The organism is Dyadobacter sp. HNCC25DJ185 (genome assembly GCF_056895195.1).
This window is the reverse complement of record NZ_JBXHAR010000007.1, coordinates 41,607-59,689: the sequence shown is the minus strand read 5'-3', so window position 1 is coordinate 59,689 and position 18,083 is coordinate 41,607. Positions and strand designations below refer to the sequence as shown.

10 protein-coding genes are annotated in these 18,083 nt (G+C 48.5%); 8 read left to right on the top strand and 2 right to left on the bottom strand.

What is annotated here, in order from left to right:
• The first annotated feature begins 40 nt into the window (after positions 1 to 40).
• Positions 41 to 1,462, top strand: a complete 1,422-nt coding sequence (locus tag AC1XUF_RS20250) for an alpha-L-fucosidase (RefSeq protein WP_483343649.1) — start codon at positions 41 to 43, stop codon at positions 1,460 to 1,462.
• 576 nt (positions 1,463 to 2,038) lie between these two features.
• Positions 2,039 to 3,502 (top strand): alpha-L-fucosidase, encoded by a 1,464-nt coding sequence (locus tag AC1XUF_RS20245; protein WP_483343648.1) that lies wholly within the window; start codon positions 2,039 to 2,041, stop codon positions 3,500 to 3,502.
• A gap of 296 nt (positions 3,503 to 3,798) precedes the next feature.
• Here the strand turns inward: AC1XUF_RS20245 and AC1XUF_RS20240 are convergent, their stop codons facing one another.
• Entirely contained in the window at positions 3,799 to 4,872 is a 1,074-nt protein-coding gene (locus tag AC1XUF_RS20240; protein WP_483343647.1) for a glycoside hydrolase family 76 protein, read from the bottom strand.
• A gap of 178 nt (positions 4,873 to 5,050) precedes the next feature.
• Between AC1XUF_RS20240 and AC1XUF_RS20235 the strand changes: the two genes are divergently transcribed.
• The 5 genes from AC1XUF_RS20235 (at position 5,051) to AC1XUF_RS20215 (ending at position 13,383) form a co-directional block, all read left to right on the top strand.
• Positions 5,051 to 5,656, top strand: a complete 606-nt coding sequence (locus AC1XUF_RS20235; protein WP_483343646.1) for an RNA polymerase sigma factor — start codon at positions 5,051 to 5,053, stop codon at positions 5,654 to 5,656.
• An 88-nt stretch (positions 5,657 to 5,744) separates the two neighbouring features.
• A complete protein-coding gene (locus AC1XUF_RS20230) occupies positions 5,745 to 6,857 on the top strand; it encodes a FecR family protein (protein WP_483343645.1) in 1,113 nt (370 codons plus the stop codon).
• Between the two features lie 177 nt (positions 6,858 to 7,034).
• Entirely contained in the window at positions 7,035 to 10,613 is a 3,579-nt protein-coding gene (locus AC1XUF_RS20225; RefSeq protein WP_483343644.1) for a SusC/RagA family TonB-linked outer membrane protein, read from the top strand.
• Positions 10,614 to 10,659: 46 nt separating this feature from the next.
• The gene (locus tag AC1XUF_RS20220) at positions 10,660 to 12,318 is read left to right on the top strand and encodes a RagB/SusD family nutrient uptake outer membrane protein (protein ID WP_483343643.1); all 1,659 of its coding nucleotides are present in this window, start codon (positions 10,660 to 10,662) and stop codon (positions 12,316 to 12,318) included.
• A 90-nt stretch (positions 12,319 to 12,408) separates the two neighbouring features.
• Positions 12,409 to 13,383, top strand: coding sequence for a sugar phosphate isomerase/epimerase family protein (locus AC1XUF_RS20215; RefSeq protein WP_483343642.1), 975 nt, complete (start codon positions 12,409 to 12,411; stop codon positions 13,381 to 13,383).
• A gap of 89 nt (positions 13,384 to 13,472) precedes the next feature.
• Here the strand turns inward: AC1XUF_RS20215 and AC1XUF_RS20210 are convergent, their stop codons facing one another.
• Positions 13,473 to 14,642 (bottom strand): LacI family DNA-binding transcriptional regulator, encoded by a 1,170-nt coding sequence (locus AC1XUF_RS20210; protein ID WP_483343641.1) that lies wholly within the window; start codon positions 14,640 to 14,642, stop codon positions 13,473 to 13,475.
• 393 nt (positions 14,643 to 15,035) lie between these two features.
• Between AC1XUF_RS20210 and AC1XUF_RS20205 the strand changes: the two genes are divergently transcribed.
• Complete coding sequence (locus AC1XUF_RS20205) at positions 15,036 to 18,062, top strand: SusC/RagA family TonB-linked outer membrane protein (protein WP_483343640.1); 3,027 nt, start codon at positions 15,036 to 15,038, stop codon at positions 18,060 to 18,062.
• Positions 18,063 to 18,083: the final 21 nt, after the last annotated feature.

Below are 18,083 nucleotides of genomic sequence, written 5' to 3'. Positions count from 1 at the left end.
AAGAAGGAGTCTCTATAAAACACGTAACAATCTCAAAATAATGAAATTAAGATCAGCGGCAGTTCTTTTAACAGGGCTGCTTTGGGCGGGCTTGTCACGCGCCCAACAACATTCGGAACAGGACCACTCTAAATACATTGCGCCGAGCGATCCGCTGGTTCAGCAAAAACTGAGCAAATGGCAGGATATCAAGTTTGGATTATTAATGCATTGGGGAACGTATAGCCAATGGGGGATCGTAGAATCCTGGTCGCTATGCCCTGAGGACGAAGGCTGGTGCGAAAGAAAAGGCCCCCATTCCCACGACTGGTTCGAATACAAAAAGGCTTACGAAGAAATCCCAAAAACATTTAACCCCGTAAAGTTTAACCCCGAAAGATGGGCGCTCGCCGCCAAGAACGCCGGTATGAAATATGTGGTGTTTACCACCAAACATCACGACGGCTTTGCCATGTTCGACTCCAAGTACACCGATTATAAAATCACCAATACGCCTTTCAAGTCCAATCCAAAGAGCAATGTGACTAAAGAAGTGCTTGCGGCGTTTCGCAACCAGGGTTTTATGACCGGCACTTATTTCTCCAAACCCGACTGGCATACAGAATCTTATTGGTGGAAATATTTCCCGCCGAAAGACCGTAACGTTTCCTACGATCCTAAAAAGCGCCCAGAGCTCTGGAAGCAGTTCAAAGACTTCACCTACAATCAGATAGAGGAGCTGATGTCCGATTACGGCAGCGTCGATATTCTGTGGCTCGACGGTGGTTGGGTAAGGCCATTCAGTACGATCGACCCAAATATCAGCTGGCAAAAAACGATACCGTACGATCAGGATATTGATATGGCAAGAATTGCTAAAATGGCAAGGACCCATCAACCGGGCCTGTTGGTAGTGGATCGCACCGTTACCGGCGAATTTGAAAACTACGTAACGCCAGAACAGTCCATCCCCGACCACTATATGCCGATACCCTGGGAATCCTGCATGACGATGGGCGATTCGTGGTCTTACATTCCCAAGGAGAATTTCAAATCAACTCAAAAGCTGGTACATACCCTGGTGGATATTGTTGCGAAAAATGGCAATCTGTTGCTAAATGTAGCCCCGGGACCCGACGGCGAATGGCACGAAGAGGCGTATCAGCGTCTTGAAGAAATCGGAAAATGGATCAGCGTGAATGGCATAGGCATTTATGACACCAAACCTTTGGCACCATATCGCCAGGGGAAATGGGCTTATACCAAAAAAGGGACTACAACTTACGCATTTTACCTCGCAGAAGCCGGAGAAAAATTGGCTGCAAGCATGAAACCAGAAGGCTTGACACTCGCTCCGAATGCAAAGATCACGTTTGCGGGAAATAAGAAAATCCTGAAAGTAAAAGACGGGGCCATTGAAGTAACTGCGAAAACCGCCGCGGAAATCGGGCAGCAGCCGGCTTATCTGTTTGTGATTAATTAAGTTTTGGCAGGAAAGAATTGGCAGACATTGCTGCGGGCCACGATCCGCAGCAATACAATATTCGGATGTAAGTATTCGATCCCAATCCGCCAATCGCCGCGCGGATGCTGAAATAGTTTTCCCCTGCTTCCTGATTATCCATTTTTCGTCATCCGCCCCTGAAGTTTCAGCTTCTCACTTTTTCTATGACTCCAGTATTAGTTTCATTTCCGCATCTGTCCAGTTGCCGCTTTGTTTTTAATACGAACAACGTCGGAGTGGGAATTCCAATTTTCTCGGCCAGGAAAGAATTCTGATAACCCGGTTTGTTGACCAGCGCACCGACGTTTTTTTCAGTTCCATATAATTCTCGACGATATCTTGAACATAATCCTGAATTCGAGTGAACGTCGATACCATTTCAGGTTTAAGGATTAAAATCAAAGTTTTTGTTAGGCCTTTCGCCAGGCCCGGCAAACGAATCCGTCGTTGGTATTTTCCTTGAACATACACATTAAAAATTAGTGTACTGTTCCAAAAAAACCGATCTTCACTTTTGAATATTCAGAACTTACTACCTAATACTTACAATAGAAGATGACAAAATCGCTCGCCGCACTTTTACTTCTAACGGCACTGAATTCTTTTGCCCAAACCCCACCCAAACCCTACGGCGCATTGCCTGCCCCCAGGCAGGTTGCCTGGCACGAAACGGAAGTTTATGGCATCATGCACTTTACGCCGACCACTTTTGAGAACAAAGAATGGGGTTTCGGGGATGCTGATCCGAAAACGTTTAATCCAAGCGATTTCAATGCAGAACAAATCGTGTTGGCTGCAAAAGCAGGTGGCTTGAAAGGAATTGTGCTGGTAGCAAAGCACCATGACGGCTTTGCGCTCTGGCCAACTAAAACAACGGAATATAACATTTCAAAAAGCCCTTTCCGCAATGGAAAAGGCGATCTGGTAAAAGAAGTCGCGGACGCCGCCCGGAAGCACGGACTGAAATTCGGGGTATATTGCTCTCCCTGGGACCGCAACAATGCCAAATATGGCACACCGGAGTACCTCGCCATTTACCGGGAACAGCTTCGCGAGCTGTATACCAATTACGGCGAGCTTTTTATGTCCTGGCACGATGGTGCCAATGGCGGTGACGGCTATTACGGAGGCGCGAGAGAGAAACGATCGATCGACAACACCACCTATTACCAATGGGATTCCACCTGGACAAACCTAACACGTAAGCTGCAGCCTTCGGCAAACATTTTCAGTGACATTGGATGGGATGTGCGCTGGGCAGGCAATGAGGATGGAAGTGTGAGTCCTACATCCTGGGCTACACTTACGCCCAAACCTTCGGAAGGAAAAAACGTAGCGGTGCCCGGGCAAGCAAATGCGACGGAAAATCCGGGTGGCACCCGCAATGGAAAGTTCTGGATCCCAGCTGAATGTGATGTGCCGCTGCGCAAAGGCTGGTTTTACCATCCAACTGAAAAGCCTAAAACACCTGAAAAACTGTTTGATCTCTACCTCAAAAGCGTAGGCCGGGGCGCTGCATTGGACCTCGGGCTTGCGCCGGATACGCGCGGCCAGTTACACGAGGACGACGTGGCCGCACTTAAATCATTTGGAGACCATGTAAAACAGACATTTGCTACAAACCTTGCCGCCCGTGGTTCTTCCAAAGCAGTCAACGTACGGGGATATAATTCTATTTACAGCGCTAAAAACATCCTGGATGGCAAAGCAGATACCTATTGGGCCACGGATGATGACTTTAAAACTCCAGAAGTAATTGTTGACCTGACGAACCCCGTGGTTTTTGACGTGATCTGCATACAGGAATACATCAAGCTTGGCCAGCGCATCGAGGAATTTGCTGTCGACGCCTGGCAAGGCAACGAGTGGAAGGAAGTGCATAAAGGCACCAGCATTGGCGCCAAAAGACTGGTGAAGCTCGAAATCCCCATCACCACACAGAGAATCAGGTTGCGTGTTACCAAATCGCCTGTCAGTATTGCGATTAGTGAATTTGGGATTTACAAAGATTCGGAGTAGTGTCTATTTAAAATCACCATTTTATATCTATAAAATGGTGATTTTAAATGAAGAAAGATTTTGTATTCTTGAAAAATGGGATCTGTTATAGGTGACTGGTTCGGTACAATGAACTTCGGCTATTGCTGTATGCAGGCAGTCATTAAAATGTTGAAAACCCGTTTTTCTGCTAGTCCCAAAGCTCTTCGGTATTCTCCCAATTGATAAGCATACGGATTAAATGATAGCAATCCACTCAGTTTCAAAAGAATTGCAGGAACAGGCACGAATAGCACTTATTAAACCGAAACCGCGATCTACTTGCCCGAACTCAACGATTCCAGCCTCCCATACATCTCCAGCATGGCAGCCTGATCGATCAGGGATTTAACGGGTTTGCTCCCCAGCAGGCCGGTATCGTCTTTTTCATTCTTCCAGATGAGTTCGGCATCATCGGCAAACATTTGAAAATCGCCGGCGACAGCGTCAATTTTGTGTAGTTCCTCAAAACCTCTCAGCAAAACTACGTTGAACCAATAGTTGTCCGGTAGCCTGTTATTTTTATAAAAGTACTTTTTTGAGGCCTCTGCCATGATTTTGGCCTCTTCCAGGTATTTTTTCTCCTGTGTAACTGAGTAAAGCAGCACATTGGCCTGCAGCATCGTGCCCGTATTGTAAGTATATCTGGCCGAGTCGATTTTCAGGTCCGGTATCTTGATCGCATCGTAATAAATACCTTCAGGGGAACGCAGATTTTTCTTTGTCCAATCGTACAGTTGGATTGCAGTCGTGAGATATTCCTTATTTTGGGTGATCTTGTAAAGCTGCAGCGCTACCAAAATCCCCGGGCCGTTGGAACATGTATTTTTAGTATTCTTTTCGTCTTCTTTCCAATAGATCCCTCCTCCTGCTTTCGTATCATAGCCTGTCATCTGGAATTGATATATTTCCTCGGCTATTTCAAGGTAAGACTTGTCCTGCGTGCGATTGTATCCATCCAGGCAGGCAATCGCAATCCATTGATTGTCATCGTAGAAACGCGTATCCTTCTGTTCTTTTCTGACATAGGCCTGATAGCCAGGCGCAGGGGCGTCGGTATTGTAGTACTGCTCTACTGCCGCCAGGACGGGCTTCATATACTGCTTGCCGGGCAAAACCGTTTCAACCTCATCCGCCGCCTGCACCAGTGCGCACAGAGGCCATAAATAAGAATGCGGCTTCTCGTTTTTCCCGTTTGTCTCCAAAAAAAGACCCGTCGAAGGTTCGTAAAAGTTCTTTTGGATATTCCACATAATCTGTCCCATTCTGGCTCTGTAATCAGGGCTGGACTGGGCTTTGATTTTCCCAAATATGAAAATTGCAAAAAGCACCGACAGGAGTGTTCTGGACATAAAAATGTGGATCATTGGAAAGATGCGCGCGGATTGGAAGGGCCTCTCTAAACCAATCAACGCTATTTTGTAAAATAAAACAATAAAATTTTGTTATTTTAATATAATGCAAAATACTATTTTTAATACAAAGCCCATTGCCTATTTTTGAAATATACCCCAAATCCCCTGACATCGATTGGACCGGTCCACTGTACATAGCGACGATTCAGTTTTGTGGAATCTTTTCCGGAATGGGGACGAACACGCATACACAGTACTGGCCAAACGCTACTATCGTACCTTATTGACTTACGGGCTCAGGTTTACCCCTAACCTGCAGATCATAGAGGATGTTTTACAAGACCTGCTGATCCATCTCTGGCTGCATAGAGAATCAATCAATGACACTAATTCGGTACGTTTTTACCTTCTGAAAGCCTTTCGGAACAGAATCTTGAAAACCATGAAGCCTCTTGCGGACGAAGTGGAACTGACCGATCAGTTCGACGACCACAACATTGATTTCTCGGGAGAAGACCTTCTCATCCAGGGCGAAAACCACAGGGCACTTACCATGCAGGTCCGTCATGTAATAGAACAGTTGCCCGTCCGGCAGCAGGAAGTCATATACCTGCGCTTTTTTCAAAATCTCAGAACGGAAGAAATCGCCGGTCTGCTTGCAATCAACCCCCAGTCGGTAAGTAACATTATCCAGCGCGCCCTTTCCAACCTGCGCAAATGCTGGTCCCCCTCTTCTACATTTTCTGTTTTCTTTTACTGGTTTTGCCAAATTTTCGCATGAATTGAAAAAATGGACAAAATAATCTTGTCCAAATGAGTATCCGGGCAATTTTTTAGGATAATGCTTTCAGCTGACCCTAGAAAGCCTTATGAATTCCTGGTTTACCGACACATTAGAACGATTGCTTGAGAATCCCGACTTTGCCGGCTGGATCAAAGGTGAAAGGCCTCAAGACAATTCACGCTGGGAAACCTGGGTGGCCGAGGAGCCGGCCCGGCGGGATGTTCTGGAAAAAGCGAGGGAAGTGATAACGGCCATGGACCGCGAAAAGCGTCAGTTTTCCGACGACTATATTGAGTCCAGGGTTGACCAGGCATTGAGAAACGCAAAACAAATCGAGGCAGCGGGCCGAAGGAATGCGCAAAGCCGGTTTCAGTTTTCGGCCTGGACAATGGCGGCATCCTTGTTCATTGTTTTAGGAATCGGCTTTTCGGTTTTTAAAATTTACAGGAACAGTCATGTGGGACAGCCAGGGAACCTGCCCGTTTCGGAAAGCGAAAACCCAGACCTGTTTGCAAATGTCACAAACCGGCATGCAGCAGTAAGATATGTGAGACTACCGGACGGAAGTGCCGTTGTTTTACAAAAAAACAGCAGTGTCCGTTTTCCAAAAGAATTTAAAAAAACGAAAAGGGAAGTTTATCTGGTTGGGGAGGCATTTTTTGAAGTCGTCAAGGATCCCGAGCAGCCTTTTTTTGTGTATGCCAATGAGCTGGTAGCCAAGGTTCACGGAACGAGTTTCAGCATTAAAGCCGATGAAAAAGACGAGCAGGTGACCGTGGCAGTGAAAACAGGGAAAGTATCGGTATTCGCCAAAGATGATTCCAAAGCGAAGGAGTATGAAACGGACCGTGCATTGACAGCCTTGTTACTGACCTGCAATCAGCAGGCCACATTCGAAAGAAGCCGCTCGCGATTGGTGCGGTCATCGGCAAAGAGTCCGGTATTGCTGCATATACCAATCGAAAAGCAGGTGTTCACTTATTCTGAAACGCCGGTTAGCGAAGTATTCGCTTCGTTGGGGCAGGCCTACGGGATCGAGATAGCCTACGACCGGGAGGCTATGGCCAATTGCAGCATTACCGCAACGCTTGGCGATGAACCACTTGAAAATAAGCTGAAATGGATCTGCACGATACTGGAAGCATCCTATGAAGTCGACAATGAGAAAATCAAGATAAAAGGGAATCCCTGCAGATAATTATTACTCACCATAAACCAAGACTATTTGACTAAAAACAAAAAAGGTGAACGATGCGTCAACATCATTCACCTTATCTAAAATCCCCCATTTCTATGCTGGCGCTAAGATCGAATCCCGGAAGGGACCTGGGAATTATTTTGCCGATTTTTTATCACCTACAAAACAAACAAAAGTATGAAAAAAACCTTTTACCGGCAGGGACTACTGCTCAAAATTATGAGAATCAGCCTCGTACAAATGTTGATTATCGCTGCGTTTTCGCCACTATCCTTTGCGTTCGACGGATTCGCGCAGGAGGTTCTCGGCCGCAAGCTGACAGTCAACATCAGGGAACAAAAAATAGGAGCAGCACTCCATCAGATCGGTAAACTTTCGGGCGTCCATTTCATGTACAGCCCGGAGCTCATCGGTTCGCAACGCAAAGTTACTTTTTCCGCAAAAGATGAAAAACTGGAAGTGGTGCTGGACAACTTTCTGACGCCGCTGCAGGTCACTTATGAGGTTTCCGGCAAACAGATCCTGCTGAAAAGAGCGTCCGCAAAACCAGCGCAAACCTTGCCTGATCCGCCCAGCCCTTCTATCAAAATGATCCAGCCCGTTGACGTACCCGTTAAAGGGAAAGTCTCAGACGCAAGCGGTGCTTCCATTCCCGGAGCAACTATTGTTTTAAAAGGAAGCTCATCCATCGGTACTACTACCGACGCAGAAGGCGCCTTTTCCCTGACTGTCCCGGACGGCAGCACCAAGCTGGTGGTATCGTCTATTGGGTTTCTGACCATGGAAGTGGATATCACCAACAAGTCACAGGTCGACGTGACCCTGCAGTCGGACGTAAAATCACTGAGCGAGGTAGTCGTAACAGGCTATTCCTCCCAATCCAAAAGGGATATCACAGGGGCGGTTTCGACAGTCGATGCGACCGAACTCACCAAAGTTGCTGCCCCGAACGTAGCCCAGCAATTGCAGGGACGTGTTGCCGGGGTAACCGTTACTTCCAACAACAGCCCCGGGGGTGAAGCCACCGTCCGTATCCGCGGTTTCGGGACCATCAACAACAACGATCCATTGTACGTGATCGACGGGGTACCAACCAAAGGCGGGCTCAACAGCATTAACCCCAATAACATCGAATCCATGCAGGTGCTGAAGGACGCATCTTCCGCCTCCATTTATGGGTCAAGAGCAGCAAATGGGGTGATCATCATCACCACAAAAAAAGGAAAAGCAGGCGCGCCCAAATTTACGTTCAATTCAAGGGCTGGCCTGCAAACCGGCAAGGTCGACCTCGACCTGATCAAGGACCCGCAGCAATTCGGGGATTTGCTTTGGACGCAACGCAAGAATGCAGGCGTGTTGACCAATGGTAACCCCTCGCATCAGCAGTACGGCAATGGCCCGACGGCCGTGGTGCCGGACTACATTCTGGCAGGTTCCAGCTATGGTCTTTTTGAGGGCGACCCAAAAACCAACCCTTCCCTGTACAACTACAACCGTACCGGATTCTACCAGATTGTGAAGGCAAACAAAGAAGGAACAGACTGGCATAAAGAAATACTTCGCCCTGCCGCGATCCAGGAGTACAATGTGGGTGCGCAGGGTGGTACCGAAACCGGCCGCTATGCAATTGCGTTCAACTATTTCAAACAGGATGGGGTGCTGATACATACCTCATTTAACCGTTATTCTCTGCGTTCCAATACCGAGTTTTCTTTCAAAAAACGGATCAGGCTGGGTGAGAACCTGGAAGTAAGCTATACGGAAAACAAAGGTTATTACAACAACAACGGGACAGCCAGTACTGCCAACAACCAGGACGGTAACCCGATCGGAAATGGTTACCGCATCCCCTCCATCATCCCGGTCTATGATATCATGGGGAATTTTGCCGCAACCCGTGCTGCCGGGCTCGGGCCAGCTACCAACCCGGTCGCACAGCTCTGGAGAACCCGGAAGAACCAGACCAACAACTTCCGCGCATTCGGTAACGCTTATCTGGAAGTAGACATCCTGAAAGATCTGACCGCGAAATCAAGCATCGGTATCGACCTTACCGCCGCAAACCGCGTAGGTTATACCTTGCTGGATCTCGAAGAAGCTGAAATTGAAGCCGCCAACGCGCTGACCAATGCCAATGCCTACGATATTAACTGGACGTGGTCAAACACCTTGAATTACAACAAAACCTTTGGTACCATCCACAAGCTCGGCGTGCTTCTGGGAACGGAAGCGATCAAAGGGACCGGGCGCGATTTTTCTGCTACGCGTACCACCTTTTTCTCCGAAGACCCGCAGTATATGTTCCTTAACTCGGGAACTGCAGGTATCAACAATGCAGGCGGTGGCTACGAATGGGCGCTCTTCTCTATTTTCGGAAAGATCAACTATTCCTTAAAAGACCGCTATCTGCTCGAAGCGACCGTACGTCGCGACGGTTCATCCCGTTTTGGACAAAACAACCGCTACGGAACATTTCCGGCATTCAGCGCAGGATGGAGACTTTCGGAAGAATCGTTTTTGAAACCCGTAAACTGGATCGAAGACCTGAAAATCAGGGCTGGCTGGGGACAAACCGGGAACCAGGAAATTGGCAACTACAACGGTTTCAGTACTTATCGTTCCAATCTGGGCCTCTCTTCCTACGCAATCGACGGCTCTAACAATGCCGTGCAGCCGGGGTTCGACACAGATGCATTCGGGAACCCCGACGCGAAATGGGAGACCACAACACAGACCAATATCGGCCTGGACGCGACTTTCCTGAAAGGGATGTTTGGCTTTAATCTTGATTTGTACAACCGTACTACTTCCGACATGCTTTATCAGGTGGCACTGCCTGCTACCCAGGGCGTAGCGACAATTCCTTTTGTGAACGTCGGTGAAATGAACAACAAAGGGATCGATCTGGGTATTGATTTCAATAACAAGGCATTGAACGGCGACCTGACTTACTCGGTGGGTGTCAATTTCTCAACCTACAAAAACGAGGTAAAAAAACTGAACAACAGCGCAACAGCCGTACTACTTGGCCCCGCGATCCGCAGTTATACCTGGACCCGCTCCGTAGCCGGAATGCCTTTGTATTCATTCTACGGTCTGCAGATCGACGGTATTTATCAAAACCAGGGAGAAGTGGACGCCGGCCCGAAATATCCGGGATATGCTGCGGTAGGTAAGTACAAATACCATGACACCGACGGTGACGGCACCATTACCGACAACGACCGGAAATTCCTCGGCAACCCCCACCCTGATTTCACTTATGGCATCAACCTGAATGTGGGTTACAAAAACTTCGACCTTTCCGCATTCTTCCAGGGCGTAAAAGGCAATCAGATCATCAATATGGTGAAACGCTGGGTTGATTTCAACAACCAGGCGGGCAACAGAAGCCTGCGCATGCTGAACGATTCGTGGACTCCGGAAAACCCTGACGCGGTCCTGCCGATTCTTGATGCCAATGACAGCCGCAGCCAGCAGCCTTCCAGCTATTTCATTGAGGATGGTTCTTATTTCCGCATGAAAAACCTGACACTGGGTTACACGTTGCCCGCCGGCGTTTTGTCCAAGATCGGGTTTGAAAGTGCGCGTGTTTATCTGCAGGCCCAAAACCTGTTCACGATCACCAAATACAGCGGCATCGATCCCGAGGTCACCTCGGTGGGTTCAACGCCGGGAAGCACTGTACTGGGTGTTGACCAAGGCAATTATCCTAATTCCAAAATGTACCAGATCGGGATCAATTTTGGATTTTAAACCACGCTGATCAAAATTTTATTATCTGATAATCATTAGCTTATATATGAAAAAGACCATATTAACAGCAATAATCTGTGCGGCGATGATGACGTCGTGCAGCGAAAGCTTTCTGGAAACCACGCCGCTCGGCGTTGGAAATGAGCAATCGCTTTCCAACAAAACAGGGGTCAATGCCGTTCTGATCGGCGCATACAGCTTGCTGGATGGCGTGGGCTCTGGCCCTGTCAACACCTCATCAGTAAGCAACTGGATCTACGGCTCCATTGCGTCCGACGACGCCTACAAAGGCAGCGACGTGGGTGACCAGGCGCAAATCACCACCATCGAACGCTACATTCCGCAGGCCGATATCGGCGCTTATAACGACAAATGGGTCGCGGTTTACGACGGCGTGTCCCGCTCCAATAATGCCATTAAGCTCATTGGCCTGGCAACCGATATGACCGACGCAGAAAAAGCGCAGGCATTGGGCGAGGCACGGTTCCTGAGGGCATGGTATCATTTTGAAGCCAAAAAACTTTGGAATATGGTCCCCTATGTCGACGAAACAGTCACCGATTACATCAACCTCCCCAATGATAAGGATATCTGGCCAAACATTGAGGCCGACTTCCAGTTCGCAATCGACAATGTTTCTGCAACCAAAGCACAGGTGGGCCGTGTGAGCAAGTGGACCGCGAAAGCCGCTTTGGCAAAAGTGCATATGTACCAGCAGGACCTCGCTGCTGCCAAGCCGCTTTTAGAAGATATCATTACAAATGGACCCTTCTCATTGGTTAATAACTTTCATGAGAATTTCCGGATTACTACGGAAAACAATGCAGAGTCGATCTTTGAAGTGCAGATGTCGGTCGGTGATGGTGGAAGCGGGCAAAATGGGAGCTGGGGAGATAATTATAACTTCCCTTATGGCTCGGCTCCCGGCGGCTGCTGCGGCTTCTATCAGCCTTCTCAAAATCTGGTCAATGCATTCAAAACCGATGCGGCCGGGCTTCCATTACTGGATACTTTCAATGATGTGGATGTTTCCAACGACGAGGGGCTTTCTTCTACGGACCCTTTCACGCCTTACGCCGGCACATTGGACCCGAGATTGGACTGGACAGTAGGCAGAAGAGGGTTGCCATTCTTGAACTGGGGCATCCATCCGGGTAAAAACTGGATCCGTGACCAGAGCTTCGGCGGTCCTTACACTTTTAAGAAATTCTTTGCTTACAGCGGCGAAAACGCTGGGGCCGAATCGCCCCGCGCCAATGCAAACAACTACCGCGCAATCCGCTTTGCGGATATCCTGCTGATGCGCGCCGAGGTGGCTGTGGAAGAAAATGACCTGGCCACAGCCTTAAAAATCGTGAACCAGATCCGCACCCGCGCCGGCAATGTGGTGGTATTGGACGCCGCAGGAAAGCCCGCAGCCAATTATCTGGTAAAACCTTATCCCGCATTCTCCAGCCAGGAATATGCCAGAAAAGCTGTTCGGTTCGAGCGCCGTGTAGAGCTTGCCATGGAAGGTCACAGGCATTTTGACCTGGTTCGCTGGGGAGTGGCTGACGTTGTCCTGAATGCCTACCTGGCCAAAGAAAGCAAAAAGAGGACTTACCTGTCCGGCGCGACGTTTGTAAAAGGAAAAAGCGAATATTTCCCAATCCCTCAGGCTCAGATAGATATCATGGGATCCGGTGTTTTGAAACAAAATCCGTGATGGATCTGGACAAAGCAATTTGTTTTATTTAACTTGCTTTGTCCAAGTTTTTCAAATTTAAGTGATATAAACAGTTGAAACTCTTAGTCAATGAAGCCATTTGATTTGAAAGAAAATAACGACACTAACTCGCGCCGGGATTGGTTGAAAACGGCCGCCGTTACCGGGATCGCAGCACTGGCTGGCGGTCCTGCCCTTGCCAAAGTAGCGAAAAGGACAGTCGCTCCCCCTCCTGCCAGACGAATTCCTTTGGCAGTTTCGACTTATTCATACTGGCATTTTGGGAAAGACAAATACCCGGTCGAAAAAGTAATCGAAGATGCTGCCCGCCTCGGGTTCGACGGTGTGGAAATCCTTCATCGCCAAATGGACAATGAGACAGTTCCTTACATGAACAAGCTGAAAAGGCTGGCGTTCGATAACGGATTATCGCTTCCATTGCTCTCCATTCACCAAAGTTTTGTTCAGCCGAAAGCCGAAGACCGCAGGAAAGACATTGAACATACGATCAAGTGCATCAATATGGCGACGCAGATGGGTATACCGGCGATCCGGATGAACACCGGAAGCTGGAGAACAGTGAAGCGCGATGCCAACTACTATAAGGATGGAAAGGAGCCGCCGATTGAAGGATATACCGATCAAGATGCGATCAAATGGTGTATCGACTCAATGGGGGAATGTCTGGTGGCGGCGGAAAAAGCCGGTGTCGTGCTGGCAATTGAGAACCACTGGGGTCTGTCGTCCAACATTGATTATCTGCTTGAAATATACAAACCGCTGGCCTCTTCACCGGCCATGGGAATGAACGTAGATACCGGCAATTTCGTGGGCGATCCGTACCCACAATTCGAGAGGCTGGCACCGTACGCAACGATTGTGCAGGCCAAGACGTATTATGGCGGAGGCCATTATTATGATTTAGATCTTGATTATAAGAGAATTGCGGATATTCTGCGGAAGGCCAATTTCAAGGGGTATATCTCCCTGGAAATGGAAGGAAAAGAAGATGCCGCCACGGCAGTCCCGAAAAGCTTAAAGTTATTCAGGGAAGTATTCAGCTGACGCTCCCGCCAACAAACCCATAATTATATTCTGTTAGTTAATAAAGTGCGTTTTCCCTGAGGACGCACTTTTTGCTTTTTTGCAACCCATCACAACCCACACCTCCGCGAGGAGCCCCGCACGATCAGCTCCGTCTTCAAAATCTTCTTCTCAGGCAAATGAACATCCTCCATATCCACGAGTTGTAAAATCCAGTCTGCCGTGATCCGCCCCATTTCCATAGTCGGTTGGCGGACGGTCGTAAGCCCCGGACCGATGTAGACGGACTCTGGGTTATCACTAAACCCGACCACTCCCAATTCATCCGGAATACCGATCCCCTTTTCCCTGGCCATCAACATAATTTCAATGGCGGAAGAATCATTAACGGCGAAAATGGCATCGGGACGTTCGGCCAGGTCGAGCAGGTACTGGCCGTAAATCCGGGCTTTCTGCTGGGTAAGCATCCCCTGAATGATCATGTGATCTTTAATGGTTTTTCCATGCTTTTCCATCGCAGCTTTGTAGCCCCGCAGCCTTTCCTGGCTAACCAGCAGATTCAGCGGCCCGCCCAGGTGGGCAATACGCTCGTAACCATTCAGGATCAGGTGCTCCACTGCCTGAAAAGATGCCTCAAAATCGTTTACGACTACCTTCGGAGCGTCGACCTGCTCGCAAACTCGGTTGAACATGATCAGCGGGATCCCGCGCTTGGCGAATACATTCAGATGTTCAAAATTGTTGGTCTCCTGAGTCAGCGAGATCAGCAGTCCGTCGATCCGGTTGGCCAGCATCGCCCTGGTATTGGAGACCTCAACCTGGTACGACTCGTTACTCTGCATGATCGTCAGGTTATAGCCAGCCTGCGTCAATACTTCATGGGCGCCGACAATCACATTCGGGAAAAATGGATTTTGAAACTCAGGGGCAATAAGCCCGATGGTATTGGTTTTGCTTTTGACCAGGTTATATGCCAATTGATTGGGTTGATAGTCCAATTGGTTGGCTTTTTCCAGAACAGCCTGCCTGGTTTCCGGACTGATATCGGCGTGATCGTGCAAGGCACGGGAAACGGTGGAATTGGACACACCAAGCGACCGGGCGATGTCGATGATCGTGGTCTGATGACGCTTTCTTTTCAGAGGCGAACTCGCAGACGGATCTCTTTCGGATTGTGTGAAATAGTAGTTGCAGGATTTGCAAAGATACCGTTGCCTTCCCCTCACATAGCCTGCCTTCATGATGCTATCCACCTGCCCGCACTTGACGCATTTGATCATGTTGATTGTATTATTTTAATACTATTATTTATCCCACGAAAACATTCGGGCACAGATTCAGCTGATGTGACCGCCATGGGTATATTTCCTACTTACCATTTCAGTGGCGGCAAATTTAAAAAAATACCATATTAAAAATGCATAAAACCATATATCGGCAACGTATCCGCAAACGTTGCCGATATTTTTTGATTTAATTCTGGAAATTCTTGTGGTATTATCTGCTCACACAGGCCGATTACGCTCTATATCTTTATCAAAAAAGGAGGTTTCTGGTATCGCTGATCCATGGAAATTTTTCACAATGCTCAGCTATATCCTGATCTGCCAGCTCTATCGATTTTGTACTATTCCTATTTTAAGAAAAATTAATCAACCCTAATGTCTGTTTCAATGAAGAAAAAAATACCCCATCTGTTTATGCTCCTCTTTTTTGGTCTGGGCATAACCCAATCTTTACTGGCACAATCGGGCAACGTAACCGGAAAAGTGACCGACGAAAAAGGCGAAGCGATCCCTGGCGCGAGCGTTACGATCAAAGGCACTCAGCAAGGCACTCTAACGACGGTAGAAGGTACCTATTCATTGGAAGCAGCCGGAAATGCCACGCTTGTATTTTCTTTTGTGGGTTATCTGAAGGAAGAAGTCGGAGTGAATAACCGCTCGAATGTGAACATCACCCTCCGTGCGGATACTAAAGCATTGGAAGAAGTAGTGGTAGTAGGCTACGGAACACAGCGCCGCGTGGAAACAACCGGTTCCATAGCGTCAGTTAAAGCGGCCGACCTCGTCCAAACCCCTGTTGCAAACATCGCACAAGGCCTTCAGGCAAGGGTTTCAGGTGTTCAGATCAATCAGAACTCCGGCGCCCCGGGCGGTAATATCAGCGTCCGGATCAGAGGCACCAACTCGATCAACGGGTCTTCGGAGCCACTTTATGTGATCGACGGTATCCAGATCTCCAACGGCGGCGGCATCACCGATGTCAGCCCGCTCTCCACCATTAACCCCAATGATATCGAGTCTGTTGAGGTCTTGAAAGATGCGTCCGCTTCGGCAATCTATGGTGCCAGGGCTGCAAACGGGGTCATTTTGATCACCACTAAAAGAGGTAAAAACGGGGCAACCCGCGTCACGTTCGACAGCTATTATGGCACACAGAAAGTAAATAAAACACTGCCCGTACTGAATGCCGCCGAATTTGCCCAATTGGAAAATGAAGTTTTTAAAAATAATTACTACCCGGACCCCGCGTCGCTTGGCGAGGGTGTCAACTGGCAAAGTTATATTTTCCGCAAAGCGCCGATCCAGAACCACCAGCTTTCGATCAATGGGGGCACCGAAAAAACGCAACTTGCTCTATCTCTCAACTATTTCGACCAGGAGGGAACATTCATCGGCTCCGGCTTCAAGCGCTATTCCTACCGCCTGAACCTGCACCACCGGATCAGTAAAAACATAAAGATCGGGACCAGCATCCTGGGAAGCTATTCTGTTAACGACGGCATCCAAACAGGCGGTGAAAACATCGGCGACGGCGGTGCAGTATTGTCGTCTGTGTTAGGCGCCGCCATAGGCGCGCCTCCTACTTTAAAACCCTATCGTGAAGATGGTTCTATATTTCCTTTTGGCGAACAGGCAGCCGGACAATACCGCGAGGTTGTCAACCCGCTTAATTTTGCAGCTGCTTTGAACAAAAGGGACATTAAAAGGACCCTCGCTAATTTATACGGAGAATTTAACCTATTTAAAGGACTTACCTACCGGGCCTCTTTCAATGTGGACCAGAGAGGAGAATTATACGATGGTTACTCTCCAAGATCGATCGTTAATAAAAGCGATTTGAACGACAACTCAGGTTCCGCTTCCAAAGCCAACGCCAATTACCTGGCTTTGCTCCACGAAAGTATCCTGACTTACAGTACCCATATTGGTAAAGACCATACATTTAAAGCCACAGCCGTATTTGGCACACAGCTGGAACAGTCCAATTCCAATAGCCTGAACGCATCCGGGTTCCCGAACGACGCTACCCAGAACGAGGCTGTTCAGCTCGCGTTGACTCGCACAGTGAGCAGCAGCAGGAGCAGCCAACGCCTTGATTCGTACATGGCGCGGGTCAACTATGGTTTCAAAGACAAATTGTTCCTGGACCTCACGGCTCGGGTAGATGGCTCCAGCAAATTCGGTGCAAACCATAAATATGGGGCCTTCCCCGCCATTTCAGCAGCCTACCGCCTGATAGAAGAATCTTTCATGAAGGACCTTTCATGGCTTTCCGATTTCAAATTGCGCGGAAGTTTTGGAGTAACCGGCAATGCCGGCGGTATCAACCCTTATCAGTCGCTTTCAACAGCTGCCTCTACCGGAAGCGACTATATGATCAACCACACCTATGTGACGGGGATCAACCCTACCGGAATTGCCAACCCGGACTTACGCTGGGAACGTTCGGTGCAAACCAACTTCGGAGTGGACCTGAGCATCCTCAACAACCGTGTGAGCTTTATTGCAGATGTATATCATAAAAGGACCGATGATCTGCTCTACGTAAAGACGTTGCCGCTGAGCTCCGGCTACGGTACCATCACTGGTAATTTTGCTTCATTGGAAAACAAAGGGCTGGAACTGGCTGCCAATGCACGAATCCTCAACGGTGTGCTGAAATGGGATGTTTCGGCCAATACTACCTTTAACAGGAATAAAGTCCTTAGCCTCGACGGCGGTATAACCAACGAACGTTTCGTGACCACGTACACCGTTTTAAAGGTAGGCGAACCGCTGGGTATGTTCAAGACTTATGTTTTCGACGGCATCAACCAGACAGGCGAGGCTATCCTTCCTGGATATGACGGAAGGATTGGCGGTCATAAAGTGAAAGATGTAACCGGCGACGGCCAGATCACCGCTGCCGATCAGGTGATCGTCGGAAACCCAAACCCCAAATTCATCTATGGCTTCTCCACCAATCTTGCATATAAGGGTTTCGACCTGGGCGTCTTTATTTCGGGATCGCAGGGAAATGATATTTACAATGCAAGCAGGCTGTCTTTCGAAAACCCGCTGGGTCAGCGCAATTTATTGAAAGGCGTCGTGAACCGCTGGTCGCCCACTAATCCCAGCAATCAGTATGTAAGCGCAGCGCAGGGTGGAAGACTTCCTATTTCGAGTTACGTAGTGGAAGATGGCTCCTATATGCGCTGCAAAAACCTGACACTGGGTTACACGTTGCCCAAGTTAAAGGGCTTCCAGGCGATCAGAGTGTACGTGAGTGCCAACAATCTTTTTACGATCACCAATTACAGCGGATATGATCCCGAGGTCAATACCTACGCAGGTTCCAATACGGTCATCGGCGTCGACAACTTCGTTTATCCACAATCCAGGTCATTCCTAGGTGGCCTACAGGTCACATTCTAGATCCTCATCACTGATTTCATT

Bases quoted from the DNA above. Each gene is read 5' to 3' on its own strand.
- AC1XUF_RS20250 (WP_483343649.1), top strand. From the start codon at position 41: ATGAAATTAAGATCAGCGGCAGTTCTTTTAACAGGGCTGCTTTGGGCG.
- AC1XUF_RS20245 (WP_483343648.1), top strand. From the start codon at position 2,039: ATGACAAAATCGCTCGCCGCACTTTTACTTCTAACGGCACTGAATTCT.
- AC1XUF_RS20240 (WP_483343647.1), bottom strand. From the start codon at position 4,872: ATGTCCAGAACACTCCTGTCGGTGCTTTTTGCAATTTTCATATTTGGG.
- AC1XUF_RS20230 (WP_483343645.1), top strand. From the start codon at position 5,745: ATGAATTCCTGGTTTACCGACACATTAGAACGATTGCTTGAGAATCCC.
- AC1XUF_RS20225 (WP_483343644.1), top strand. From the start codon at position 7,035: ATGAAAAAAACCTTTTACCGGCAGGGACTACTGCTCAAAATTATGAGA.
- AC1XUF_RS20220 (WP_483343643.1), top strand. From the start codon at position 10,660: ATGAAAAAGACCATATTAACAGCAATAATCTGTGCGGCGATGATGACG.
- AC1XUF_RS20215 (WP_483343642.1), top strand. From the start codon at position 12,409: ATGAAGCCATTTGATTTGAAAGAAAATAACGACACTAACTCGCGCCGG.
- AC1XUF_RS20210 (WP_483343641.1), bottom strand. From the start codon at position 14,642: ATGATCAAATGCGTCAAGTGCGGGCAGGTGGATAGCATCATGAAGGCA.
- AC1XUF_RS20205 (WP_483343640.1), top strand. From the start codon at position 15,036: ATGAAGAAAAAAATACCCCATCTGTTTATGCTCCTCTTTTTTGGTCTG.